The sequence below is a fragment of the Pseudomonas saudimassiliensis genome (assembly GCF_000939975.1).
Lineage (GTDB): Bacteria > Pseudomonadota > Gammaproteobacteria > Pseudomonadales > Pseudomonadaceae > Halopseudomonas > Halopseudomonas saudimassiliensis.
In genome coordinates, this window is sequence record NZ_LK391969.1 from 526461 (window position 1) to 552249 (window position 25789).

The 25789-nt window shown below is 63.3% G+C and carries 19 protein-coding genes and 1 other RNA gene; 11 read left to right on the forward strand and 9 right to left on the reverse strand.

Translation table 11 applies throughout. The features are described from left to right. Nucleotides 1–5 precede the first annotated feature (5 nt). A complete protein-coding gene (gene fumC / locus VG99_RS02565) occupies nucleotides 6–1406 on the forward strand; it encodes a class II fumarate hydratase (protein ID WP_044498183.1) in 1401 nt (466 codons plus the stop codon). Nucleotides 1407–1445: 39 nt separating this feature from the next. On the opposite strand, the gene VG99_RS02570 is transcribed toward fumC, so the two are convergent. Then, a complete protein-coding gene (locus VG99_RS02570) occupies nucleotides 1446–2420 on the reverse strand; it encodes a DMT family transporter (RefSeq protein WP_044498184.1) in 975 nt (324 codons plus the stop codon). Between the two features lie 426 nt (nucleotides 2421–2846). Between VG99_RS02570 and mnmC the strand changes: the two genes are divergently transcribed. Further along, nucleotides 2847–4829 (forward strand): bifunctional tRNA (5-methylaminomethyl-2-thiouridine)(34)-methyltransferase MnmC2/FAD-dependent 5-carboxymethylaminomethyl-2-thiouridine(34) oxidoreductase MnmC1, encoded by a 1983-nt coding sequence (mnmC, locus tag VG99_RS02575; protein WP_044498185.1) that lies wholly within the window; start codon nucleotides 2847–2849, stop codon nucleotides 4827–4829. Between the two features lie 3 nt (nucleotides 4830–4832). On the opposite strand, the gene VG99_RS02580 is transcribed toward mnmC, so the two are convergent. After that, the gene (locus tag VG99_RS02580; RefSeq protein WP_044498186.1) at nucleotides 4833–5588 is read right to left on the reverse strand and encodes a sulfite exporter TauE/SafE family protein; all 756 of its coding nucleotides are present in this window, start codon (nucleotides 5586–5588) and stop codon (nucleotides 4833–4835) included. Nucleotides 5589–5664: 76 nt separating this feature from the next. Here VG99_RS02580 and VG99_RS02585 point away from each other — a divergent pair, with 76 nt between their 5' ends. Then, on the forward strand, nucleotides 5665–5907 hold the full coding sequence (locus tag VG99_RS02585; RefSeq protein ID WP_044498187.1) for a YheU family protein: 243 nt from the start codon (nucleotides 5665–5667) through the stop codon (nucleotides 5905–5907). A gap of 107 nt (nucleotides 5908–6014) precedes the next feature. Continuing rightward, nucleotides 6015–6299, forward strand: coding sequence for a hypothetical protein (locus tag VG99_RS02590; protein WP_044498188.1), 285 nt, complete (start codon nucleotides 6015–6017; stop codon nucleotides 6297–6299). 82 nt (nucleotides 6300–6381) lie between these two features. On the opposite strand, the gene recR is transcribed toward VG99_RS02590, so the two are convergent. From recR to ffs, 5 genes are all read right to left on the reverse strand, one after another. Further along, nucleotides 6382–6981 carry a recombination mediator RecR gene (gene recR / locus VG99_RS02595; protein WP_044498189.1) on the reverse strand — a complete coding sequence of 200 codons (600 nt, stop codon included), beginning with the start codon at nucleotides 6979–6981 and terminating at the stop codon, nucleotides 6382–6384. A 17-nt stretch (nucleotides 6982–6998) separates the two neighbouring features. Further along, a complete protein-coding gene (locus tag VG99_RS02600; RefSeq protein ID WP_044498190.1) occupies nucleotides 6999–7325 on the reverse strand; it encodes a YbaB/EbfC family nucleoid-associated protein in 327 nt (108 codons plus the stop codon). A 24-nt stretch (nucleotides 7326–7349) separates the two neighbouring features. Beyond that, the gene (gene dnaX / locus VG99_RS02605; RefSeq protein WP_044498191.1) at nucleotides 7350–9353 is read right to left on the reverse strand and encodes a DNA polymerase III subunit gamma/tau; all 2004 of its coding nucleotides are present in this window, start codon (nucleotides 9351–9353) and stop codon (nucleotides 7350–7352) included. Between the two features lie 240 nt (nucleotides 9354–9593). Continuing rightward, nucleotides 9594–11006: an alpha/beta fold hydrolase gene (locus VG99_RS02610; protein WP_052508668.1), complete on the reverse strand. Its 1413-nt coding sequence runs from the start codon at nucleotides 11004–11006 to the stop codon at nucleotides 9594–9596. A 189-nt stretch (nucleotides 11007–11195) separates the two neighbouring features. After that, nucleotides 11196–11292: signal recognition particle sRNA small type (gene ffs / locus VG99_RS15635), an RNA gene on the reverse strand. Between the two features lie 169 nt (nucleotides 11293–11461). On the opposite strand from ffs, the gene VG99_RS02615 reads away from it, so the two are divergent. Next, entirely contained in the window at nucleotides 11462–11692 is a 231-nt protein-coding gene (locus tag VG99_RS02615; protein WP_044498192.1) for a DUF3820 family protein, read from the forward strand. Here the strand turns inward: VG99_RS02615 and VG99_RS02620 are convergent. After that, nucleotides 11679–12602, reverse strand: a complete 924-nt coding sequence (locus VG99_RS02620; RefSeq protein WP_044498193.1) for an AEC family transporter — start codon at nucleotides 12600–12602, stop codon at nucleotides 11679–11681. The genes VG99_RS02615 and VG99_RS02620 overlap by 14 nt on opposite strands. 170 nt (nucleotides 12603–12772) lie before the next feature. Between VG99_RS02620 and VG99_RS02625 the strand changes: the two genes are divergently transcribed. The 3 genes from VG99_RS02625 to cueR are packed head-to-tail and all read left to right on the forward strand — an operon-like array spanning nucleotide 12773 to nucleotide 17386. Beyond that, nucleotides 12773–14515, forward strand: coding sequence for a potassium/proton antiporter (locus VG99_RS02625; protein WP_420848272.1), 1743 nt, complete (start codon nucleotides 12773–12775; stop codon nucleotides 14513–14515). 52 nt (nucleotides 14516–14567) lie between these two features. After that, nucleotides 14568–16958: a heavy metal translocating P-type ATPase gene (locus tag VG99_RS02630; RefSeq protein WP_158023873.1), complete on the forward strand. Its 2391-nt coding sequence runs from the start codon at nucleotides 14568–14570 to the stop codon at nucleotides 16956–16958. 2 nt (nucleotides 16959–16960) lie between these two features. After that, on the forward strand, nucleotides 16961–17386 hold the full coding sequence (cueR, locus tag VG99_RS02635) for a Cu(I)-responsive transcriptional regulator (protein WP_044501387.1): 426 nt from the start codon (nucleotides 16961–16963) through the stop codon (nucleotides 17384–17386). 108 nt (nucleotides 17387–17494) lie between these two features. On the opposite strand, the gene VG99_RS02640 is transcribed toward cueR, so the two are convergent. After that, nucleotides 17495–19288: a hybrid sensor histidine kinase/response regulator gene (locus VG99_RS02640; RefSeq protein ID WP_044498196.1), complete on the reverse strand. Its 1794-nt coding sequence runs from the start codon at nucleotides 19286–19288 to the stop codon at nucleotides 17495–17497. A 206-nt stretch (nucleotides 19289–19494) separates the two neighbouring features. Between VG99_RS02640 and VG99_RS02645 the strand changes: the two genes are divergently transcribed. Genes VG99_RS02645 through VG99_RS02655 form a run of 3 tightly spaced genes read left to right on the forward strand, consistent with a single transcriptional unit; the run spans nucleotide 19495 to nucleotide 25770 of the window. Then, the gene (locus VG99_RS02645) at nucleotides 19495–21513 is read left to right on the forward strand and encodes a type VI secretion system Vgr family protein (protein WP_052508669.1); all 2019 of its coding nucleotides are present in this window, start codon (nucleotides 19495–19497) and stop codon (nucleotides 21511–21513) included. After that, nucleotides 21504–22400: a DUF4123 domain-containing protein gene (locus tag VG99_RS02650; protein ID WP_044498197.1), complete on the forward strand. Its 897-nt coding sequence runs from the start codon at nucleotides 21504–21506 to the stop codon at nucleotides 22398–22400. The genes VG99_RS02645 and VG99_RS02650 overlap by 10 nt, the downstream gene beginning before the upstream one ends. Next, nucleotides 22390–25770 (forward strand): LysM peptidoglycan-binding domain-containing protein, encoded by a 3381-nt coding sequence (locus VG99_RS02655; RefSeq protein WP_052508670.1) that lies wholly within the window; start codon nucleotides 22390–22392, stop codon nucleotides 25768–25770. Before VG99_RS02650 ends, VG99_RS02655 begins: the two co-directional genes overlap by 11 nt. Nucleotides 25771–25789 lie beyond the last annotated feature (19 nt).

A 25789-nucleotide genomic window follows, 5' to 3' on the forward strand; every position in this document is an offset into this window, starting at 1 on the left:
TCATTATGAATACGCGTACCGAATCGGACAGCATGGGCGGCATTGAAGTGCCGGCAGATCGCTACTGGGGAGCCCAGACCCAGCGCTCCCTGCAACACTTCGCGATTGGCGAGGAGCGTATTCCGCTGGCCGTGGTCCATGCCCTGGCGCTGATCAAGAAGGCCGCGGCGCGGACCAACCAGCAGCTGGGCAATCTGGAGCCGGCGATGGTCGAGCTGATCTGCCGCGCCGCCGATGAGGTCATCGCGGGGAAACTGGACGATCACTTCCCCCTGTCCGTCTGGCAGACCGGCAGCGGCACCCAGAGCAACATGAATATCAACGAGGTGATCGCTAATCGTGCCAATGAGCTGGCCGGCCAGCCGCGGGGCGGCAAGTCCCCGGTGCACCCGAACGACCACGTCAACCGCTCCCAGAGCTCCAACGATACCTTCCCCAGCGCCATGCATGTGGCTGCCGCCACCCAGGTCCACCAACAGCTGCTGCCCGCGGTGCAGGCGCTGCGCGACAGTCTCGACGAGCAGGCCCAGCGCCACGCGGACCTGATCAAGATCGGCCGCACCCACCTGATGGATGCGACCCCGGTGACCTTCGGCCAGGAGCTCTCAGCTTTCGTGGCCCAGCTGGATATGGGGATCAGAGCAGTGGAACAGGCGCTGCCGGAGGTGTACGCACTGGCCCAGGGCGGCACCGCCGTCGGCACCGGCCTGAATACCCCGCCGCGTTTTGCCAGTGTGCTGGCAGCGGAAGTCGCCACGCTCAGCGGCCTGCCCTTTACCAGCGCCGCCAACAAGTTTGCCGCCTTGAGCGGCCACGAACCCCTGGTGCAACTGCATGGTGCCTGCCGGCAATTGGCGGTGACCCTGATGAAGCTGGCCAACGACCTGCGCCTGCTCGGCAGCGGCCCGCGCGCCGGCCTGGCCGAGGTGCGGTTGCCCGCCAACGAACCGGGCAGTTCGATCATGCCCGGCAAGGTCAACCCGACGCAGTGCGAGGCGCTGTCGATGATCGCCTGCCAGGTCATGGGCAACGACGTGACCCTGGGCATGGCAGCCAGCTACGGGCAGCTGCAGTTGAACGTCTTCAAGCCCGTCATCATCCATACCCTGCTGCAATCGGTGCGCCTGCTGACCGATGGCTGCAACAGCTTCCGCGAACATTGCGTGGTCGGCATGCAGCCCGATGCCCAACGCATGCGCGAGCATCTGGACAACAGCCTCATGCTGGTAACCGCGCTCAATCCGGTGATCGGCTACGACAAGGCGGCGGACATTGCCAAGAAGGCCTACGCAGAAGGCACTTCGCTACGCCAGGCGGCGCTGGCGCTGGGCTACCTGGATGAAGAGGCATTCGACCAGGCGGTCCAGCCCCAGGCGATGCTGGGGGACTGGGCGCCGAGATCCTGAGCAGCGAGCGCACCGGGTCCTGCGGTGCGGCCCGGACCGCTACTCCAGGGGCGGACTGATCGTTAACCGGCGCAGGCGCCGGTCCTTCAGCTTCTGCAACAGGCTGGGGGCCAGCGCGATGAGCGCCGAACCAGCGACCACCAGCAGCGCCCCCAGGTAGGCCAGGCTGTTCAGCAGTTCCGGCTTGATCACCGCCGGCCACAGCATCGAGCCCAGGGCCACCAGGGCGAAGGTGAACAGTGGCGTGGTCGCCACCGTCGCGCCGACCCGGGACGCCTCCCAGTGCACCAGGGCCTCGGCAAAGGCGCCGTAGGCGACCAGCGTATTGAGGCAGCAACCCAGCAGCAGCCATAGCTGCAGCTGGTTGAGCTGTAGTATCTGGCTCGGCGTCGCCAGCGGTGCCAGCAACACGGCGCAGGCCAGGTAGATGACCATCATGATGGTCACCGAGGACCAGATGGTCAGCAACTGCTTTTGCGCAAGCCCATAGAGCGCCCAGGCAAAGGCTGCCGCCAGGGTAATCAGGATGCCCAGGGTGTAGTCGCTAAGTTGGGTAAATAATTCCACCAGACGCTGATTGAAAAACAAACCGAAGCCACCCAGCAGGATCACCAGGCCCAGCAACTGGCCGATACCGAAACGCTCCCGGAAGACCAGCATACTGCCCAGCATCAGCATGATCGGCGCGATCTGGATCATCAACTGCATGGTGCCAGGCGTCAGGCGATCCAGCGCCAGCACATACAACACATAGTTGCAGGCCAGCCCGAGTACGGCGACCAACAGCAGCCCGCGGTTCTGCGTCGACAGCGCCCGGACCGAGGGCAACCGCCGCCGCACACCCAGCCACGCCAGCAATACCAGGCCGGACGAGAGCATCCGGTACCAGGAAACCGTGAAGGCATCCATGCCATTGAGCACTTCCTTGAGCATGATGGGCAGCACACCCCAGAGGGTGGTGGTGGTCAACGCCAACAGGAATCCGTACAGCCAGCGGCCGGATGCGACGTGCATGTGTGTTCTCGGAGAAGGGACTGGGAAGGCGGCTATTGTAGAGCGCGGCGGGAGCGGATGGATAGGCGGCCTCCGGATTTTGACAGCCGTTCGAAATTGGTAGCGATGAATATGTAACCAATTGATCTAACAGTGCGTCTGAGCTGATCTACCATGGAATTATATAAATCCGGTAGAACGTTGCGGCAGGCTCGCCGCCTCCTTACACTGGTCAGGTCGCCTTATCCGGCGCAGCCAGCTGGGCAACCTACAAGGAAGCCCGGCACCAAAAAAATAAAAGGTGTTGCTATGAAATTTGATCTCAAGGGCAAATTGCCCAGCGTCGCTCTGGTTTTTCTCGCCACTTGGCTGTTGTTGATCCTGCCCAATATGGGGTGATGGCTTTTCGCGATACAATCAGCGGCTTCAGTTTGTGCCGGAGCCACCGTGAAACCCTCGCCACCCTTTGCCGATTTGAGCTGGTCCGCTGACGGGCAGCCGTTTTCCACCCAGTTCGGTGATGTCTATTTCTCCCGTGAATCAGGGCTGGAGGAAACGCGACATGTTTTCCTGCACCATAACAATCTGCCGCAACGCTGGGCTGCGCTGCCCCCAGGCGCCCGTTTCTGCATCTGCGAAACCGGATTCGGCACCGGCCTGAACTTTCTTTGTGGCTGGCAATTGTGGGACCAGCTCGCGCCGGCTGATGCCTGCCTGCATTTCATCAGCACCGAAAAGTATCCCTTGAGCACGAATGATCTGCGCCGCGCCCTGGCGCTATGGCCCGAACTGCAGCCCTGGGCTGAGCAGTTGCTGGACCATTACAGTGACCTTGCCCCCGGCTGGCAGCGCTTCTCCCTCGCCGGTGGCCGCGTCACCCTGACCCTGCTGGTGGGTGATCTGCTGGATACCCTGCCCCAGCTGGACGCCGTGGTCGACGCCTGGTTTCTCGATGGCTTTGCTCCGGCCAAGAACCCGGACATGTGGCAACCTGCGCTCTACCACGAGATGGCCCGCCAGTCCCATACGGGCACTACGGTGGCGACCTTCACCAGTGTGGGCGAGGTGCGCCGCGGGTTGCAGGCGGCGGGGTTCACTATGGGCAAGGTCAAGGGTTACGGTCGCAAGCGAGAGATGCTCGCGGGCGTGCTGGAGCAGCCGCCGGCGACGGACTGGCAGGCGCCCTGGTATCAGCGCCCGACGGTTGGCGAAAGGGCGCGCAGTGCCGTGATCATCGGCGCTGGCCTGGCTGGCTGCAGTACGGCCTTCGCCCTCGCCCGCCGCGGCTGGCAGGTGACCGTCCTCGAGCGCCATGATCGTCCCGCGGCCGAGGCCTCGGGCAACCCCCAGGGCATTCTCTATACCAAGTTGTCGCCCCACCAGCCGCCCCTCTCGCGCTTCGTGCAGGCCAGTTACGCCTACAGTTTGCGAGTGCTGAACGAGATACTGATGCAGGGTGAGAGCACCTGGTCGCCCTGTGGTGTGCTGCAGCTCAGCTGCGATGAGAAGGAGGCGGCGCGCCACCGGCAGCTCGGCGAGCAGGGTTACCCGGAGCGCTTCCTGCACAGCGTCGATGCGGACCAGGCCAGTGCCCTGGCGGGCTTCCAGCTGCAGCGGCCCGGCCTGTTCTTCCCGGGCGCTGGCTGGGCCAGCCCGCCGACCTTCTGCCAGGCGCTGCTTCAGCACCCGAATATCCGCCTGCTGACCGACAGCCCCGTAGCGACCCTGGAACGCGAAGCAGGCCACTGGCACGCCCGTGACGATGCCGGCCAGACCATCGCCAGCGCCGCCGTGGCGGTCGTCTGCAGCGCCGCGGACAGCTTGCGGTTCAGCCAGACCCAGCATCTGCCGCTGAAAGCCATTCGCGGGCAGATCACCCATCTGCCCGCCACCGATGCCAGCCTGACGCTGAAATCGGTGCTTTGCGCCGAAGGCTACATTTCCCCGGCGCGGGAGGGAGAGCACCATCTGGGCGCGAGCTTCCGCTTCGATCGGCTGGATACCCAGCCGAGCACCGAAGAAAACCTATCGAACCTGGACATCCTCGACCAGCTGTCGCCGGCCCTCGGCGAGGCGCTACAGGCCAGACAACACGATCCGGCGCAGTTGCAGGCCCGTGCCGCCCTGCGTTGCACCTCACCCGATTACCTACCGCTGATCGGTCCGGTGGCGGCAGCTGACGCTTTCCGGAAGGATTATGCGGTGCTCGCCAAGGATGCCTCCCGGCAACCCGAGACCCCGCCCCGCTGGCATAAGGATCTGTACGTGAATACCGCCCATGGTTCCCGCGGTCTGGTTACCTGCCCGCTGAGCGGCGAGCTGATTGCCGCCTGGGCGGACAATGAGCCCCTGCCCCTGCCCCGGGAGCTGGCCGAGGCGGTGCATCCGAACCGCTTCCTGCTGCGGCAATTGGTCAGGGGCCAGGCCTGAGTTTCAGGCCAGTAGCATCCGGGTGCCGTCCCACAGCAGCTTGCAGCCGGTGACGAACAGGAAGATGTAGCACAGCCGATAGATCAACTCCTGGTTGCTGCGCTGCAGCAGCCAGAAACCCATGCGAATGCCGATGGGCGCCAGCGGCAGCAGCACCAGGGCGGTCAGCAACTTGCTGGTATCAAACTGGCCCAGCTGGATATAGGCGGGCACCTTGGCCAGGTTAACCACCGCAAAGAACACCGCGATGGTGCCCATCAACACAGTCTTATCGAGCTTCTGCGGCAGCAGGTAGATATTGATCGGCGGCCCGCCGGCATGGATGCCGAAACTGGTGAAGCCCGCCACCGCACCCCAGAATCCCCCGCGCCAGGCACTGACCCCGCGTGGCGGGGGCTCGCCCTTGCGCAGCCAGATATTCAGGGTGAACACCACGGCGATAATGCCAACCATCAAGCGAATATGGGCGTCGCTCATCCAGCGGAAGGTGAGCCAGGCGAGCACGGTGCCGACCAGCGCGGCGGGGATGATGATCTTCAGGTTGGGGCCGCTCCAGCGGCCGCGGAAGGTCCGCAGCGCGACCAGGTCCATGGTGCAGAGGATCGGCAGCAGGATGGCCGCCGCCTGCTGGGGCGGCATGACCAGGGACATCAAGGGGACGGACAGGATAGCGATATTGCCGCCGAAGCCGCCCTTGGCGATCCCGTACAGCAGCACCGCGGGAATGGCACACAGATAGAACAGGGGATCGGTAATCATCGGAATCCATCATCTCGACAAAGGGGGGCAGTGTATCATTGACCTCCCACGGCACAGTCATCAGGAAGTAGACATCATGCTGATCCCCCATACTCTGCTCGACCCCGAGATATTCCAGCGCATGCTCGAGGACTTCGTCACCCGTGACGGCACCGATAACGGCTACGACGCGACACTGGAGCAGCGGGTAGAACGCCTGCGGCGGCTGATCGAGCGTGGCGAGGTACTGATCGTATTCCATCCGGAGACCGGCGATACCAGCCTGAGCCATCGGCGGGACGTGCCCCCGGAGTTGCTGCGCGAGGCCAGCGACGACTGACGTCCGCTGCTACCGCTTGCCGCAGCGCCGCCATGGCGCTTGGAGGATGCGAAGCGAAGGTCTAAGATAGGGTCTTTACGCCCTTAGCGGGTTCGACGAGGTTAATGATGAAATTGCGCTCCCCCCTGATGTTTGCCGCCCTGCTGGGTTTTGCTGCCACCGCATCGGCCCAGGCCGTTATCTGCACCCCGGAAGAAGCTCTGAAGAAGGCGGAAGAAACCGCTGTGACCATCAACCGCATCGCCGCCGGCGACCCGGCCAAGGCCGAGCGGATGCACGAACAACTCAAGGCACTGCAAGAGCGCGATCCGACCCAGAGCCATCATGGCGCCTGCGAGGCCTACGACCGCGTCATCAAGGAATTGGAGCGTCAGGACACCAACGCCAGCTGAGGGCGTCCAGGCCCAGCCTGGACAGCAGCAGGTCAGCCAGCCGCACCGGCAGAGAAAGCCTCAGCCGGCGGGCTAGCCAGTTTTAGCTGATGAGCGTCCGCCCGGCCAGGGCATGGGCCAGGGTGCCGCCATCAATGAACTCCAGCTCACCGCCCAGCGGTACACCATGGGCAATCCGCGACACCTTGATCCCCAGGGGCTTGAGCAGCCCGGCAATATAGTGCGCTGTGGCCTCCCCTTCCACCGTCGGGTTGGTCGCCAGGATCACCTCGCTCACCGCGCTGCCCTCAACCCGCTCCAGCAGCGCCGGAATGCCGATCTCCTCCGGCCCCAATCCATCGATGGGGGACAGGTGCCCCTTGAGCACGAAGTACCGCCCACGAAAGCTGCCGGCCATTTCCACTGCCCAGACATCGGCCGGGCTCTGCAATACACACAGCAGCCCGTCCTCACGGCGCGGGTCGGTACAGAGATCGCAGACTTCGGTTTCGCTCAGGGTGCGGCAGCGGCGGCAGTAACCTACCCCTTCCATCGCCGACTCCAGCGCATGGGCAAGGTGGCGCCCGGCCTCACGATCCCGCTCCAGCAGGTTCAATGCCATGCGCTGGGCGGTTTTCGGGCCGACGCCCGGCAGCCCGCGCAGGGCATCAATCAACTGGCGAATCAGGGGACTGAAACTCATACCGTGTGCGATCTCACTCAGAAAGGCATCTTGAAGCCGTCGGGCAGGTTCATGCCCGCGGTCAGGCCAGCCATCTTTTCCTGATTCTGCTGTTCCAGCTTGCGCACCGCATCGTTGAATGCCGCGGCGATCAGGTCTTCAAGCACTTCCTTGTCTTCGCCCATCAGGCTGTCATCAATATTGACGCGGCGCACGTCATGGCGGCCGGTCATGACCACCGACACCAAGCCGGCGCCGGATTGCCCGGTGACCTCGGCGTTGGCCAGCTCTTCCTGCATCTTCTGCATTTTTTCCTGCATTTGCTGGGCCTGCTTCATCAGGCCTGCCATGCCACCTTTCATCATGGTCGTTTCCTCAAAAAAATAGGTTCAAGCATCAAGCGGGCGAATACTGTCATCACAGATATGCGCCGCAAAGTCATTGATCAGCGCCTGCACCAGCGGGTCGCTGTGGATGTTCGCCTCAGCTTCCCGCTGCCGAGCTACCCGACGCCGCGCCGCGGCCACCGCCGGGGTTTCCTGGGTCGGGGCCTGGACCTCGACAACCAGGGTAATCGGCTGGCCCTGCAGCTCAGCAATCGCCTTTTCCAGGCGCAGCCGATGATTTTCGTTGTACAACGCGCTGTGGCCCGGGTCCAGGTGCAGCTGCCAGACGGCAGCATCGGCGGCCACCAACTGGCAGTGGGCGGCAATGCTCTGGGTCAGGCCTGCCACGCCGAGCTGCGGATACATGTCCAGCCATTGGGCTGCCAGCCCGGTAGCGGGCGGCAGGTCACTGAAGTCATCAGCAGCCTCACCCGGGGCAGCCGACGATTCATCGGCAGCCGCATCCCAATCGCTGAGGAAGTCGCTGACATCCAACTCTTCGCCACCGTGATCGTCGGGATTGAAGCCGTCATCCGGCGGCGCATCCTGCAGCCATTCAGGGGGTTCTTCCCCATCTGTGGGCGCAGGCGTAACCGGCTGGGCGTCAACCGCAGGCGCCGGAGTGGCCGGAGTGGACGTTGATTCGGTGTGTTTGACGGCTGGCGTCGGTGCCGCTGCGGCTGGTTGTGCAAGCGGCTCAGGCGCCACTGGGGCAGCAGCAACCTGCGGAACCGCTTCGGGCCGGGGAGTCGCAACAGGCGCGGTTACCGATGCAGCCGAGGTGGTAGGCCTGGCGGTGTCGGAATCAGCTGCGGCCTGGCTGATCCCCGGGGTCTTTCCCGGGGCGCCATTCGCGGCCGGTGTCGTATTCGGCTGGCTAGCCACCAGCCCGGGCGGCGCGGCATTGCCGGCATGCTGCAGGGTGCCAGGTCGAAACGCCAGCATGCGCAGCAGCGCCATCTCGAAGCCGCCCCGCGGGTCCGGCGCCAGCGGCAGGTCGCGACGACCATGCAACGCCAATTGATAGAACAACTGGACATCCTCGGCGCTGACCTGGCCAGCCAGCGCCAGTACCCGCTCCTGGTCTCCCAGGCTGTTGTCCGCGGCTTCCGGCAGCACCTGGGCGATGGCCACGCGCTGCAGGGTCGAGATCAGCTCGGCCAGCACGCCGGCAAAATCGGCGCCCTGCTCCGCCAGTTCGGTTACCGCCGCGAGCAAGGCCCGCGCGTCGCCAGCAGCCAGCGCCTGCAGCAGGCCGAACACCTGACCATGGTCGATGGTGCCGAGCATGCTGCGCACCTCGGCAGCCTGCAACTGGCCGTTACCGAAGGCAATGGCCTGGTCGGTCAGGCTCAAGCCGTCGCGCATGGAGCCGTCGGCGGCCCGGCCGAGCAACCACAGCGACTCGTCATCGAAGGGGACCTGCTCCTCTGCCAGCACATGACGCAGATGCTCAACCACCTTCTCGGGCAGCATGTTCTTCAGTGAGAACTGCAGGCAGCGCGACAATATGGTGACCGGCAGCTTTTGCGGATCGGTCGTCGCCAGCAGGAACTTGACATGAGCCGGCGGCTCTTCCAGGGTCTTCAACAGGGCGTTGAAACTGTGGCTGGAGAGCATGTGGACTTCGTCAATGAGATACACCTTGAAGCGCCCGCGCGATGGCGCGTACTGGACGTTGTCCAGCAGCTCGCGGGTATCTTCGACCTTGGTACGACTGGCGGCGTCGACCTCGATCAGGTCAACGAATCGGCCCTCATCGATTTCTCGGCAAGCCGAGCAGGTACCGCAGGGCTCCGAACTGACGCCCGCCTCGCAGTTCAGGCACTTGGCCAGAATACGCGCGATGGTGGTCTTGCCGACCCCGCGAGTGCCGGTGAACAGATAGGCATGATGCAGGCGATTGTGATCCAGCGCATTGATCAGCGCCTGCAGCACGTGGGTCTGGCCGACCATTTCACGGAACAGGCGCGGACGCCATTTGCGGGCTAATACCTGGTAACTCATCGAGGGGCTGCTATCCGGTGTCATTGGCGAGCAGCTACTTTACCTTAAAGCGCCCAATCAATGCGAGATTCGCGCCCGCGGGCGTCGCGTGCCCAAGGGTGGGGAAACGGCTGACGGGCCGGCTGACGGCGGGCCGCTGTCGAGCTAGCGCTCGACAATCCCGGGTCGCCTCGATTGGGGCCGCGGAGCACCCCGAAAGGCTAATGGGTAATCACCTTTCGGGGGGCAGCCTGGGTTGGGTCAATCCTGGATGTAATCGTTGAAGATCAGCGAAATCCGATGCTCAGACGACGGCAGGTTGGGCACGTTCAGTACCTGCCGGTTGTCGGTATCACCCCGTGGGGTGCTGACCACCGAGATGACGCCATCGGCCGGGGAGCTGGCAGGCATGAACACATCCACGCCCCACTGGAACGCCTGGTCCGGGAAATAGGGCAGCGGATTCCCGGTCGAGATCCTGGGCGTCGCTTCGTCATCGTGGACATGGATGCCGATATTGCGGTCGCCGATGGCACTGGTAATGATGTTGCGTGGCGGCTGGTCACCCCACAGCGGGCTGGTGGTGGATATTTCGAGCACATCATTGTCGTCCCCGCGATCGCCCCACCACTCCATGTCCCGGGTGATCACCAGCGCAGCATGATCATCGCTGGAGTTGGTATTGGTCTCGATAGCCGAGCCGGCAGGGGAGGTATTCAACCGTACCAGGGCGCTGTCGCGAATCAGCGGCTGGCGGTAGAAATGGTGCTCGGTGCGGCCCGGGCGCAGCAGCTGGAATTCGTAGTGGGCCGTCGGGTCCAGGGTCACCGGTCCCCAGTTGCCATTGGCGCCGATATTGAAGCTGTCCACGGGCGAGCTCTCGAGACGCTCGGCGGTATCCGGATCGATTTCCCAGACGCGCAGGGTGGTGCCGTCGGCGCCGCTGTTGGCCGGAAAATAGACCGCTCGACCGGCAATTTCTACCTCGCCGCGCTGCGGCAGGATCTCGGTGCGCTTTGGCTCCACGCCGGTGAAGAATTCGAACTGGGCGGCGAAGGACGCTTCGGAAGTGGCCGCCTGGACATGGGTCTCGTCAGGTACGTACGCGTTCACTGCACCGAGCCGGTTGTCTTCATCAACAAATAGCCCCATGCAATTGGAGTCGCCGGGGCAGTTATCGCCCTCTGCACCATCGATGGCAACATAGGCGGCGACCTTTTCTTCCCGGTCGGGGTCGGTCAGGTAATAGCCGCAGACCGCCGTCCCCAGGGAATGGCAGGCCAGATATACCTGGTCGACATTGAACTCGCCCAGTACGTCATCGATGAAGTCATCCAGATCCCCGCTCAGCCCTCCCGTAAGTGCTCGGTTAATCTCTATCAGACTCGCGGTGCTGTACTCAAAGGCCACCACATGATCCTCAGGGTAACCATTACTGGCAAAGCGCATCGCCTGGGTCTGGTATTGGGACGCCGAACCTGCCGTGCCATGCACGAAAACGACGGGCAGAATGCGATCCTCGTCGATATCCGGCATATCCGGGGAATCCCGACCCGGCCAGGAAACGTCGTCCGAACCGGAACCGCCCAGGCAACCACTCAACAGGATGCCAGAGAGCAGCAGGGAAAACACACCAAGCGCGGGCACGCGGGCCCTGATCAATGCCATATCCATGTTCGATATCCTATTGTTGTTATCAGCCAGACACAGATGAGACAGTAGTCGTGATCAGCTCACGGCGCCACTGGAGACAACTAACGTATCGGTAAAGGACAGCCAGGCGAAACCGCACCACAACCGGTAACGGACAGGGAAGCATCACAAGGGGGGACAGAGATAAGAAAAGAAGGCTATGGGTGGCAACCCTGCCAGCCACACCCCGGCACACGATATAACCGCTGCGGCTGCTCCCTTCCGGGCCTGACCGGGTTCACGGCGAATCGTTGCGAGGGGACCGACAGGGTCACCATAGCGTGCCCTGCAGATGAGGGCCGCGCTATTGTAACGACTTGCGCGCAAGTTACAAGTGACAATGGCCGTCAAGATGCGACCCCAGAGCCACTTGCCGTACCCGACCCACCATTGGCCCGAGGTATAATCACGCTGATTTGATTGCCGGAGAAAGGCAGATGCAACCAGAAGACCTGACCTTGCTGGTCACCCGCGAGATGCCCTTCGGCAAGTACAAGGGCCGCTTGATCGCCGACCTGCCAGGGCATTATCTCAACTGGTTCGCCCGGGAGGGCTTTCCCCCGGGTGAAATCGGCCGCCTGCTGCAACTGATGCAGGAAATCGATCACAACGGGCTGTCCGCCCTGCTCGACCCGCTGCGCCGTCGCCCGCCGCTCAGGCACCCATGAACAGTGCGATCATCAGCGGAATGGAAAACAGGGCCAGTACTGTACTGAGCAGGGCCGTACCGGCCACCTGGGCCGGGGCCAGATCCAGCAGCGTGGCGATGACCACCGTATTGGCGGCGATCGGCGTGATCGATACCAGAAACAATGCCTGATACACCGCCACGTCGTAGATCTGCGGTCCATTGCTGTCCAGCCACCAGAACAACAGGGCCACCGCAGGCCAGACGACAAACTTGCCAAAAAATGCCAGCGCGGTGAAACGCAGGTTTCCCGCCAGGCCGCGGAAGCTGAGGATGCTCATCCCGATGATCATCATGCCGAAGACGCTGTAGGCGCCGCGCAGGTTATCGAACAACGGCTCGAAAATCGCCGGTATGTCGATATTGCCAAGGTTGAGCGCTACCGCCAGGAAGAAGGCGTAGAGCGAGGGCAGTCGCGCCACCTTGCGCAGGCAGTCGCGCACCTGGTAGCGGCCCCGCGCGGCCAGGTAGAAGCCCACCGAATTCTCGTAGAGGGTCGTGCCGAGCATGCACAGGATATAGATACTCAGGCCTTGCTCCCCGAACAGCAGCAGTGCCACGGGCACGCCGAGATAGCCGGTATTGCCGGTGCCCACGGCCAGGGGGATGACGTTGGCGCTGGCATCGCCAACCCAGCGCCGGGCCACCAGCAGGTGGCCGTAACCGATCAGTGAGCACAGCCCCAGCGTCAGGAAGGGCAGCAGGATCACCTCGGTCGACAGTGGCGCATGCATCACCCCGGAAAACACTACCGAGGGGGTAATGATGTACATCATGATCCCGGCGATATGGCTGCCGCTGGCCTGCAGGAAGCGGCCAGCGACCCAGCCGAGGGCGACCGTGACATACAGGGGCAACAGTTTGTACAGCAAGGCCAGTGCGGCAGTCATGGTCTATTGCGCTCCAGAGAATCGCGCCAGTTTACCGATCCGTTCGGCGCATCACCACCAGCCGGGCAATGCTTGTTGAAAATCAGCAACATCGGGCCGGTGGATACCGAAGATGATAAGATCCGGGCTCCATTTATTTTCATCCGCAGGACTGTCCACGAATGGAAGTGATGAATACCCTGTTTGTGATCTGTGCCGGGCTGCTGTGCATCAGCATCCTGGCAAGCTCGATGTCTTCCCGCCTGGGCATCCCCTTGTTGTTGGTGTTCCTCGTCGTCGGCATGCTCGCCGGCGAAGAAGGCCCAGGCGGGATCGCCTTCGACAGTATCGGCACGGTTTACGTCATTGGTAGCCTGGCCTTGGCGATCATCCTGCTGGACGGCGGCATGCGCACCCGGGCCGAAAACTTCAAGGTAGCACTCTGGCCATCACTGTCGCTGGCCAGCTTCGGCGTACTGATCAGCGCCCTGATCACCGGTCTGGCCACCGCCTGGCTGCTCGACCTGCATTGGCTGCAGGGTTTGCTGCTGGGCTCGATCGTGGGCTCCACCGATGCCGCTGCCGTGTTCTCCCTGCTGCAGGGCAAGGGGTTGAACCTCAAGCGCCGGGTCGGCGCGACCCTGGAAATAGAGTCCGCATCCAACGACCCCATGGCGATCTTCCTGACCATCACCCTGGTGGAGATGCTGGTCCAGGGCCAGACCTCCTTCAGTTGGTCTTTCCTCGCCCTGCTGACCCAACAGTTCGGCATCGGCGCCGTTTGCGGCCTGGCCGGCGGGTTCTTCCTGACTTGGCTGGTCAACCGGGTCCAGCTGGATACCGGTCTCTACCCGCTGCTCATTACCAGCGGCGCCATCCTGGTGTTCGCCGTGACCAATATCCTCGAGGGCAGCGGCTTCCTGGCCATCTTCCTCACCGGGCTGGTCCTGGGTAACAGTCGGCTGCGCAGCCTGCAGAACATCCTGCACATGCAAGACGGTATGGCCTGGCTTAGCCAGATCGGGCTGTTCTTGATGCTAGGTCTGCTGGTCACCCCCTCGGAAATGGTCGTTATTGCCCTGCCCGCCCTGGCCATCGCGTTCTTCCTTATCCTGGTGGCCCGACCGATCGCCGTACTGGTCTGCCTGGCGCCCTTCTCCTTCTCCTGGCGCGAGCGGCTGTTTATCAGTTGGGTGGGGCTACGGGGCGCGGTTCCCGTCATGCTGGCGATCTTCCCGCTGATGGCCGGGCTGGAACAGGCCCAGTTGCTGTTCAACCTGGCCTTCGTGGTGGTGTTGGTGTCACTGCTGTTGCAGGGCGCCAGTCTGCCCCTTGCCGCCCGGCTATGCCGGGTCGAAATCCCGCCCGTTCCCGAGCCCTTGCACCGGACCAGCCTGGATGTGGTGGTCGAGAGTGACTACGAGCTGATGGTGTATCAGCTCAGCGACGCCAAGTGGTGTATTGGCGTGCCGCTGCGCGACCTGAACATGCCCAAGGATACCCGCATCGCCGCGCTGTTCCGGGGTCGCAAATTGCTGCACCCCTCGGGGAGCACCAAGCTGGAGCTCAACGACGTCCTGTGCGTCATCGGCCACGCCCGCGACCTGCCCGCGCTGTCGAAACTCTTCAGTACCACCAGCGCTCCGTATCACCTCAACAGCCGCCAGTTCTTCGGCAAGTTCGTGCTGGATGGCACGGCACTGCTGGCCGATGTCGGTGCCTTCTACGGTTTCGAAGTGCCTGCAGACAGCACCGGCCTGACCTTGGCCCAATTCTGCGCGCGGCAGCTGGGACGCCATCCGGTGGTGGGCGACAGTACCGACTGGCACGGCATGAGCTTCGTTGTCGCGGAGGTGATTGATGACAACATCAGCAAGGTAGGGCTGAAATGGGACGGCGACAAGCCGGAACGCTCAACTGTAGCAACCCCTTGACCCTGACATGATGTGAAGGTCGACGATGTCCGCAATCACAGGAGAATCGACCATGGGCCCCATCACGCTGCATATTTCCGGTATGACTTGCGCCAGCTGCGTACGGCGCGTGGAAAAAGCCCTGCTCGCCAGTCCGGGAGTAGCGTCGGCCGAGGTCAACCTGGCGGCAGAAACCGCCCGCATCCAGCTGCAGCATCCGCAGCAACTCGCCGAGGTGAGTGCGGCGGTCGAGCGCGCCGGCTACCCCATCGCCACCCGCGAGCGGCAGCTGGCAATTGCCGACATGACCTGCGCCAGCTGCGTGCGGCGGGTCGAGACGGCGCTGCGCGCCGTGCCGGGGGTACTTGAGGTCCAGGTCAACCTGGCCAGCGAACAGGCACGGGTCACGCTGGCGGAAGGCACCGCGGACGGCCAACTGTTGCAGGCGCTGGAACGCGCGGGGTATGCCGGCCAATGGCTCGATCAGCAGACCGACGCGGATGGCGAACGTCAGGCCGACAAGCTGCGACGCGAACGTCGCCACTTGATCTGGGCCGCACTGCTCAGCACACCCCTGGCGCTGGGCATGTTTCCCGAAATGCTCGGCCGACCCGACCTGATGGTGCCGCCCCTGGTGCAACTGGTGCTGGCCTCCATCGTGCAGTTCGGCTTTGGTGCGCGCTTCTACCGCGGCGCCTGGCATGCCCTGCGCAACCGGGCCGGCAATATGGATTTGCTGGTGGCCATGGGCACCAGCGCCGGTTGGGCGCTGAGTACCTGGCACGTGTTCAGCACCCCCGCCGGGCAGATGCCGGTGCTCTATTACGAAGCTTCTGCGGTTATCGTCAGCTTTATCCTGCTGGGCAAGTACCTGGAAAGCCGCGCCAAGGGCCAGACCCTGGAAGCCATCCGGGCGCTCACGGCACTGCGGCCGGACACTGCCCGCCGGCGCGGTACCGAGGGCGACGAAATGGTGCCGCTGGAGCAGATCCGCGTCGGCGACCTGCTCGTCGTGCAGCCTGGTGAGCGCATCCCTGTGGACGGTGAGGTTCGGGAAGGCGGCAGCCACGTGGATGAGTCCATGCTCACCGGCGAAAGCCTGCCGGTCAGCCGCCAGCCCGGCGACCCGGTCAGCGGTGGCTCGATGAACCAGGACGGCCTGCTGGTCATCGAAACCACCGCCGTGGGACATGACACCTTGCTGTCGCAGATCGTGCGGCTGGTCGAAAGCGCCCAGGCCTCCAAGGCGCCCATCCAGCGCCTGGTTGACCGGGTCAGCTCGGTCTTCGTGCCTGTGGTGCTGATCATCGCCCTGCTTACCTTCGCCGTCGGCAGTTTGCTGGTAGGCAGTGAACAGGCCCTGCTCAACGCCATCGCCGTGCTTGTCATTGCCTGCCCCTGCGCCCTGGGCCTGGCGACACCCACAGCGATCATGGTCGGCACCGGCGTAGCTGCCCGCTATGGCATCCTGATACGCGATGCCCAGGCCCTGGAGCTGGCGCACAAGGTCGATACCGTAATCTTCGACAAGACCGGTACGCTGACCCTCGGCAAGCCAGCCGTGCAGGCATTCCAGGCATTGGACGGCAACGACCATGACCAGGCCCTCGCCTGGGCGGTGGCTATCCAGACCCACGCCGAACACCCGCTCGCCGGCGCCCTGCGCAGCTATGCCGGTGAGCGGGGCATTCAGGCGGAGCCGGCCCGGGATTTCCGGGTCCAGGCCGGCCGTGGTGCCAGCGGCTGGGTAGACGGCCACCGAGCCTGGCTGGGTAATGACCTGCTGATGATGGAACAGGGTATCGATATGGCGGCCTGGCAAGCCCAGGCAGCGGAACACGAAGCGCAGGGACGCACGCTGTCCTGGCTGGCCCTGGCCGACGGCGACCAACCCCGCCTGGTAGCCCTGATGGCCTTCGCCGATACCATCAAACCCGAGGCCAGGGAAACTATCCGTCAGCTCGACCAGTTGGGCATCGACAGTTGGCTAATGAGCGGCGACAGCCAGGCCGCCGCGGGCGCGGTGGGCCGGGAACTGGGCATCGGCCGCGTCGAGGCGCAGGTGTTGCCGGAAGACAAGGCGCGCCATGTGCAGCAGCTGCGTGACGAGGGCCGCGTGGTCGCCATGATCGGCGATGGCATCAACGATGCGCCGGCCCTGAGCGCCGCCGACGTGGGCATGGCCATGGCCACCGGCACCGACGTCGCCATGCACAGCGCCGGCATCACCTTGATGCGCGGCGATCCGCTGCTGGTGCCCGCCGCCCTGGACATTTCCCGGCACAGCTGGCACAAGATCCGCCAGAACCTGTTCTGGGCCTTTGTCTACAATAGTCTGGGTATACCCCTGGCCGCCGTGGGTCTGCTCAACCCGATGCTGGCCGGCGCCATGATGGCCGCCAGCAGCGTCAGTGTGGTGGCCAACGCACTGCTGTTGAAACGCTGGAAACCGGAGGCGCGATGAAGATGAATATCAGCCAGGCGGCCAAGGCCACCGGCCTGACGCCGCGCATGATCAGACACTACGAGAGTATCGGCCTGCTCACCGGCACGGCGCGTACGGCTGCGGGTTACCGACTGTTCAATGAACAGGACCTGCATACCCTGCGCTTTATCCAGCGCGCCCGCAGCCTGGGGTTTTCCATCGAACAGATCAGCCAGCTGCTGGCGCTGTGGCAGGACCGTGAGCGCAGCAGCGCGGTAGTCAAGCAACTGGCGCGTCAGCACCTGCAGGAACTGGAAGAGAAGATCGCCGGCCTGCAGGCCATGCATGACAGCCTGGCGGAACTGGCCAGTTGCTGCCTGGGCGACGAGCGTCCGGATTGCCCTATCCTCGATCGCCTGGCAGACACGCCCGGTGTCGAGCCAGCGGGTTGTCGACAGTGCGACTGAGGAGTTACGCGGCCCGCCGCTAACAGCCGTGTTGCTACGGGTCCGCTAGCGGAGCCAGGCGGGCTTTACGGCGCGCTCCATTTCGCCTGGTGCCACCTAGCCCAATCACTAGCCCACGACCTTCGCCTCCCCCGCCCTCTGCAGCAACGACTGCACGGTCCGACGCAAACGCGCCGGCAGCACGGGTTTATAGATGAGCACCACATCCGCCGCTTCGGCTTTCTGGGCCAGGTCGTGGCTGGTATCGGCGGTGACCAGCACCGCTGGTCCGGTGTAGATATCGGCCTGGCGCAGAGCCTGGATCAGCTCGAGGCCGTTCAGGTCACCCTCCAGATGATAATCGGCGAGCAACAAGTCAACGTCACCATCACGCCTATCACCGCGCAACAATCGACCGCCCTGCTCATGGCACTCGACCTCGCAGCCCCAGTGGCGCAGCAGGGTTTCCATGGCCTGGCGGTTGACCACGTCATTTTCCACCAGGAGCACCTGCCCTTCTAGCATGGCAGTGCTCGGCAGCGCCTGGGGCTGCGTCTCTTCCTGCCATTCACCCTTGGGTACTTCAATCCAGAAGCTGGCGCCCTGCCCCGGCTCGGAATCGACGCCGGAGGGATATTCCAACAGATGCTGCAGCTGACGGCAGATCGACAACCCCAGCCCAACGCCCTTTTCCAAGGTGCGCGCCGGGTTGCGCAGCTGGGTGAACTCTTCAAAGATCTGCAGCTGCTCATCGCGACTCAGGCCGCAGCCATTGTCCTCGACGGCGATCCGAACCTGCTCCTCCAGTTCGGTTACCACCACCTGCACCCGGCTGGCTCCAGCGTGCACCAGGGCATTGTTCAGATAGTTGCGCACCAGGCGCTCAAGCAGCATGGGGTCGGTGTGCAGGGCGCAATGGGGGGGACAGTCCAGGGCCAGTTCGATACCCCGCTCCCGGGCGCTGACCTCGAACCCGGCCAGCAACCGTTCCAGCCAGCTACGCAGATTGAAGTGCCGCAGCTGTGGCCGCACCATACCCACCGACAACCGGGAGATATCCAGCAGAGAGGTGAGCATGGCCTGCAGCAGGTGGGCCGATTCAGCCAGATGGATGACGCTCTTGCGGGTCTCCGGCTCGTGCACCTTTTCTTCCAGGTGGCGGATGAACAGGGTCATGGCATGCAGCGGCTGCCGCAGGTCATGGCTGGCGGTGGCCAGGAAGCGCGTCTTGCTCTGGCTTTCCCGTTCAGCCCGGACCCGCGCGGCCTTCAGCAGTTGCTCATTGAGATAGGCGCGGCGCAGCATGTGTTCGTAGGCGTAGGCGCCAATGCTGCCCATCAGGGTGAAACAACCGAGGAACAAGCCATTGCCCAACACCAGCTGCCGCGACGAGCCGATCAGCGCCTCACCAATCAGGTAGGTGATCACGATAAACCAGGAACCCAGTACCGAGTTGCGCATCGGCAGGCCCAGCAGGAAGCTGCCCGACAACAGAATGAGATAGAGCCCATCGTGGGTCACGTTAACCGGCAGTGCCTGGGTCCGGCATACCAGGATAACCATGGTGACCATCATCCCGGTGCAGATGTAGCCCAGGGTAGCGGTCTCGAAGGCAGTCCGCGGTGCGACCCGTTCCGGCCGATTTGAATACCAGATACTGAAGCACACCAGCAGCAAGACCAGAACGCGCACGGGGATGGTCAACTGGTAGATGGACGCCGGCAGGAAGGCGTAGTCCACCCAGATGAACAGCAGCATGAAGCCGATGCTGGACACCGCTACCGCCCACACGCGACTGCACATCTTGCGGTGCATATAGGCCTGGAACTCGGTCTCGATCGACGGCGGGAAGCGCAACCGGCCGAGGCGCCGAGTCTGGGCCAGCAGGCCGGGTTCGTCCAGAGCGGAGGTGGCGTCCAGCATGTTATTAGTGTCCTGTTCATTCAGCACAGTGCCAAGCCTACGCCGTTGTGAACAATCGACCAAGCCCACCCGCCGGCGAAACCCCACCGAGCCGCCCAGGCGCCCGGTTTTGCCAACTGACTCACAACCCTGCCTCCTTGTGGCGGCCTTCATTTCCCTGCTCTGCTATAACGGCCACTTTGTTTCGTCAGACAAAGGGAAACAGGATGTTCGCCCCGGCCAATACCGCCCACTTCACCCTCGCCCTCCCGGACAAGGGCGTGCACGGCCTGATCCACAGCGTCGCCCAGGGCGAATCCGGCAAACGCCTGACCCGCTACCGCATCACCCTGGTCCCGCGCCTGGCCTACCTGCAGCACGCCACCAACCAGCGCATCTTCCAGCACCGCACCGTACCGCAGATCATCACCGAGGTGCTCAAGGGCCACGGTATCTTTACTGACAGCTTCCGCTTCCAGCTGCGTGACGAAGGCCGGGAGCGGGTCTATTGCACCCAGTACGATGAAACCGACCTGCACTTCATTCAGCGCCTGTGCGAAGAAGAAGGTATCCACTACCACTTCCAGCACAGCCCCGAGGGACATCAACTGGTATTCGGCGAAGACCAGACCGTCTTCCCCAAACTGACCCCCACCCGCTTCAACCAGGGCAGCGGCATGGTCGCCGACGAGCCGGTCATCAAGCGCTTCAACCTGCGCCTGCAAACCCGCCCCAGTCACCTCAGCCGCCGCGACTACAACTTCGAAAAACCGCGCCTGCTGATGGAAAGCCAGGCCCACACCGACGCCCTGCCTGTTCTGGAGGACTACGACTACCCCGGCCACTTCATGGACCGCGCCCGCGGCAACCACCTGGCCACCCGACACCTCGAAGCCCACCGCACCGACTACCGCCTGGCCCAGGGGTACAGTGACCAGCCGATATTGGTGAGCGGATATTTCTTGGCACTGACCGAACATCCCCGAGCAGACTGGAATGACCTCTGGTTATTAACCTCCGTCAAACACGAGGGCAAACAGCCACAGGTATTAGAAGAATCGATCACAGACGCCGACGCTGCAGGGCTGCACACACAAGCCCCCTCTCCCCTTGTGGGACAAGCGCAGCGCAGAACAGCCGAAGGCTGGCCCGAAGGGCGAGCCCCGGAGGGGCGAGTAATGGGCTGGGGAGAGGGGGAAACCCACAACCTCTTCACCCAAGGCTACCGCAACACCTTCACCGCCACCCCCTGGGACGTCATCCATCGCCCCCAACCCAAGCACCCCAAACACTCCATCAACGGCACCCAAACGGCCGTCGTCACCGGCCCAGACAACGAAGAAATCCACTGCGACGAATACGGCCGCGTCAAAGTCCAATTTCACTGGGACCGCCACGGCCAAGCCAACGACAAAACCAGTTGCTGGCTCAGAGTCGCCAGCAACTGGGCCGGCGACCGCTACGGCGGCATCACCATCCCGCGGGTCGGCATGGAAGTCCTGGTCAGCTTCCTCGAAGGTGACCCAGACCAGCCGCTCATCACCGGCTGCCTCTACCACAAGACGCATCAAGTCCCATATAGCCTGCCGGAACACAAAACCCGCAGCGTCTTCAAAACCCTCAGCAGCCCCGGTGGCGAAGGCTTCAACGAGCTGCGCATCGAAGACAAGGCCGGTGAAGAACAGATCTTCATCCACGCCCAGCGCGACTGGGACCAGAACATCCAGCACGACCAGCACATTCGCGTGGGCCACGAACGCCACGACCGCGTCGAAGCCAACAGCTACACCGAGTTCCTGGCCGAGGAGCACCGCACCACCCATGCCGACCGCAAAACTGAGCTCAAGGCCGATGACCACCTGACCATCGCGGGCAACCAGCACGTCAAGCTAGGTGTCGCCCACCTCCTGGCCGCCGGCCGCGAAATCCACCTGAAGGCCGGCCAGAAAATGGTCATCGAAGCCGGTATGGAAATCACCCTCAAAGCTGGCGGCAGTTTTATCAAGATCGACCCCAGCGGTATAACCCTGGTGGGCCCACAGGTGCGAATCAATTCGGGTGGCAGTCCGGGTACTGGCTCTGGCAGCGCGCCGATCCTCCCGGGGGCCGTCCGGGCAGCTGATACGGATCTCGCCGGTGAGGTACTGGCCCCGCTGCCCAGAACACTGAACGAGTCCGGCATTACACCGCTGTGTGGAAAGCAGGCCGGTGGCGCTTGCAGTCGTGGAGATTGCCCATGCCGATAGACGCCATCGAGTCGCTGCTGCGCCGCCCCCGCATCCGCCTTGAGGAGCTGCTCTGCCCAGCGGACCAATCCCTGTGCTTCATCATTGACCAAAGCCGCCAACCCGAGGCGCTGCGGCGCCTGTATGGCCTCGGCCAACCACTGGAGCAGCAGAACCTGTTCCTGGGTACCGAGTTTTCAGCACTGGCTGACAAGGGCCCCATCTGGGTCAGCGCTCCGGAAACAACCGAACTGCAAGCACTCGCCGCCGAGCTTTGCCTGCAACGCAACGCAGGTATCTGCCTGCTGACAGGCAATGTGCAGCAGGCCATCGCCCATGCGCGCTGGCTGCTGAAGGCGAACGACGGCTCCGGTGGCCAGAGCCTGCTCAGCTACTACCGCCCCAGTCTCTGGGCGGCTCTGGTCACCGCCGAAACCCCGTCGGCCCAGTTGATGGGACCATGGACAAGCGTCTTCAGCCCGGCCCCACGGCATTTTGGCGCCGCTGATGGCGACTGGCTCGCCTGGCCTGGTACTGAGGCGCGGCCCTCCCCGCGCGCTCCCGACGGGCATTTTCATCTGCCGCCTGCGGCCGCTGCACGCAATCGCACCCTCGGATGGCTGTACTGGCTGGATGATGAATATGAAACCTTCGGCGCGCCGGCACCTGAGTCGCTGCCGCCCATGATCGACAACCTCGCGGTGCTGGCCCGACATCGCATCCACCAGGCACGCCACCTGCGCACGGTGGCAGACCTGGTAACCGGTCCGCCGCTAGAGGGTAGACCCGAGGCCATGGCCATATTGGCCAGCGAGCTGCTGGCCCACCAGAAAACGGATCAATTACAAACACTGGCAACCCGTGCCCCGCTACGTGAACAGGACCACCGATACCATCATGGAACTTGATAACTACCGCGTCGTTACGGGCGACACCTTAGGCGATATCGCTCAACTGCACGGCACCACCGTGGCGCAGCTGCTGCAACTCAACCCCTTCATCCGCGACGCGAACTACATCCAGGCCGGCTGGAATCTCAGCGTACCCCGGCAGGCCGCAGCGCCGGCCGCGGTCGAACCCACGCCACCGAAGGCAGAAGCACCCGCTTCAGAAACAGCACTACTGGAACTCGGCCCCGAGGCGCCCGTTGCAGACAGTTGCGATGTCACCTTCGATGAGAACGCCCCCGCCTGCGACAGCCGATTTGCCGGGATACTGTACGCCACCCAGGAGCGGCAGTTCTGGCTGTTGCCCGAGCCGGCACTTGACGCGATCAGCGAAGCGACCTCAACCCTGGCGAACCGGATTTCACCGGACAAGCCCGCCCGCGAGCGCCAGCAGGGGCTAGACGAAAGCGGCTTACTGGAATACTTCCTGCAGCCGAAGCTGACCAACTTCCTTAGCGGGGAGGACCTTGAGCGGGCGCTGCACATCGAAGATCAGGTTCCCGATATCGACAATTGGTACTACTGGTGGTCGCTCAAGGCCCAGGATCTCGAGCTGCCGCGCAACCCCTTTGATCGGCCACATATGCGCCACCCCTTCTCGGAAGAAAACCGGGAGCATAACCGCCAGGGGGAGGCCCACATCCGCCAGGCTAGATCCCGCCAGGCCGAGATGGAATCGCTGCACCGCGAGCGAGCCGAGCTACAACAGCTACACGAGGAATGGGCAGCCCTGCAGCAAAAGGCCTTGGCGGTGGCCAGAAGCGAGGGTTATACCTACGAGAACGGTGCTCTGTTCTCACCGGACGCCCTCGAAGCTCGCAGGCGGGTCCAGCGCTACCTGCAAGAACGCGAGCAGGTGATGCGCAGAGGCTTGAATGGGGACGTCATCGCCGAGATCCTGGCCAAAGGCAAAGCACTGGAGCAGGAGTCACGCCTCTGTCTGCAGGCCTGTAACGGCCAACTGGGCAAGTTGAACCGGTGGCGGATGTATGATCTGCCCAAGCTCGCGGTCTATCAGGACTACATCGACTCGATCCTGGAGGTGGCTGATTATGGTCTGGCTGTGCCTGAATATGCCCTGACCCCCAACCCCAGCGAGGGGCTTGCTGCCGGGGAGCGCGCGTTGCAGGTCTATCTGCAAGCACAGAACCATCAGGCCGCCGTCACCGCACGGCTGCAGAAGAAATACCAGGACTGGGTCAGAGCCACCGGCACCAATGCCCCAGCACCCGCTGGGCTGGTCGATGCCGAGCAGCGGGAATGGGAGCAACTGCAGGAATTGCTCGACGCCCTGCACAAGCAAGCCCAGGACAACCTGAAAGCCAGCCCGATCCGCCGCCACCTGCTCTGGGATCCCGAACAGTTCACCCCACGCCCGGTCGAGCGGCTGGTGCGGGGCGACTTCCCGCTGCGGGAAGCGAGCCTGCCCGGCGCCGGTAACAAGATTGTCGAGGCGCTCAGCCTGTTTGATCTGAGCAACATCGGCCAGCACCTGAAAGCCAACGCCAAGGAGGTCGTGGATGACCTGGGCAAAGCGATCCGGCGCATTCCGGTCAATGACAAGGGCAACTTCAGCACGACCACCAGCCTCTTTCAGCAATGGCTGGAAAGTCATGGCGCCATCGCCATCGATGACCAGGCGGGTAACTGGTTTGATAAGCACGGCTGGTTCGACGTCGAACAATTCCATAAGCATCTGCAGGCGCGCTCGATCACCGTAGCCCAGCTGGAGGATGCGGGTGCACGCCAGGCCTGGGGCAAGAACCTGCGCCAGATGCTGTTTCGCGCAGATATACGCGACAACATGCGCATCTTCGATCCCAGCCCGTCCGCGCAACTGGTACGCTGCCTCACTCCGCCACAGGACTCACTGCATAACGGCGTGACCATGACCGGCCCGACGCTCAGCCTCGCCGGTGGGCTGCAAACCTCGGTCCAGGCCAATATCGGCATCGACCTGGCGCAGGGCGTGGTCGAACTTTTCAGTATCGACCTGCCCTCCCGCGCTGAGGCCAAGGACCTGATGCTGAGCTACCTGAACCACAGCGGCGAGCAGGTCCAGTTCAGCCTCGGTCGCTACTCGATGCACCTCAGCGCCCTGGCCTGGGGGTATGCCGGTGCAGCGATGCTGCTGTCTGCCGGTATCAGCCTCGCGCCGAACCACCCCGCCTGGGGCAAGCCTGGCCTGACGGCAGAAGAGCGGGCCCGACGACGAGGCGCCGCCATGAAGGATCGCATCGACATCCGGAATGGGGCCAATGCAGAGTTCAGCGTGTTTGCCGGCATCCAGGCGGGGGTCTCCCTGACCGGCGCTCTCAACTGGGCCCCGCCAACGCATATTGCAGCCCTGCGCACCCTCCCCGCCGGCAGACCCGGAGCACACGCCAGCAGCCCGGACAATCACTGGCTCAGCCTGGCCAGCCTAAACGCTGGCGTAGCCGCAGCGGTGGGCGTGGGCGCCACCGCCCAGATCAACCTGTCCCTGACCGGCGGCCAACTGGTCATGACCATGAAAGCCTCGCTGGTGGCAGGTCCCGGCATCAAAGGTGAATACAGCTTCGCGATCAGCTACGCCGGCGTCATCGATCTGATCAACCTCTTCCGCCGCGAACTGCACCGCAACCACGGCAAACCCCTGGAATGGGTAACCGACGACGCAGCCAGCTTCATGTCCAAACTCATCGCCCTCGGTGCCAACGGTCTGAACGTACCGATGGTTTACCTGATGGGGGTGGATACCATCATGTCCTTGTATGAAGCGCTGACCGATGGGGCGCGGGGTGGGCCGATTGCCTACGCGATAGTTAACTACCCAAATCCTGCCGAGCTGGCCCAGTGGTTTGTCGAAGCAACACCGGCTGCGCTGGGGCCGATGCTGATGACACTGACGGCAGCGCCGCGGAGCTTCAGCGTGACGAGCACAACCGTTACGCAAGAAAATCGTGTGCGCCGTGAACAGGAGGAGATATCCCGAACTCAATGCCATGAGCTCCAGCAGCGCGCTATTGGGCAAATCCTCGAATGGATCACAGCTGCTGCACGAACCTCGGAAATCAACCTTGTACACGCTCAGCACCAATTTGCCCAAGCTTGTTTTTCCATGAACCGCTTTGGTGTTCCAGAACCAAACTTATCGCAAACTTATCGAAGCAATAGAATGAAACTGGACCTCTTTATGACCGCAATGCGCGGCTCAATAATACCTGGGGTAAAAAGAGTGCAAGAGCGTTACAACTCTAATATCTCTATACTTCTCGCCAAACATGACTCGATGCATGAATACAACCCAGACGACAATCATTTTTGGGCGAGAGGTATAGGCCCATTTTAACCTATAACGCCAACCACGG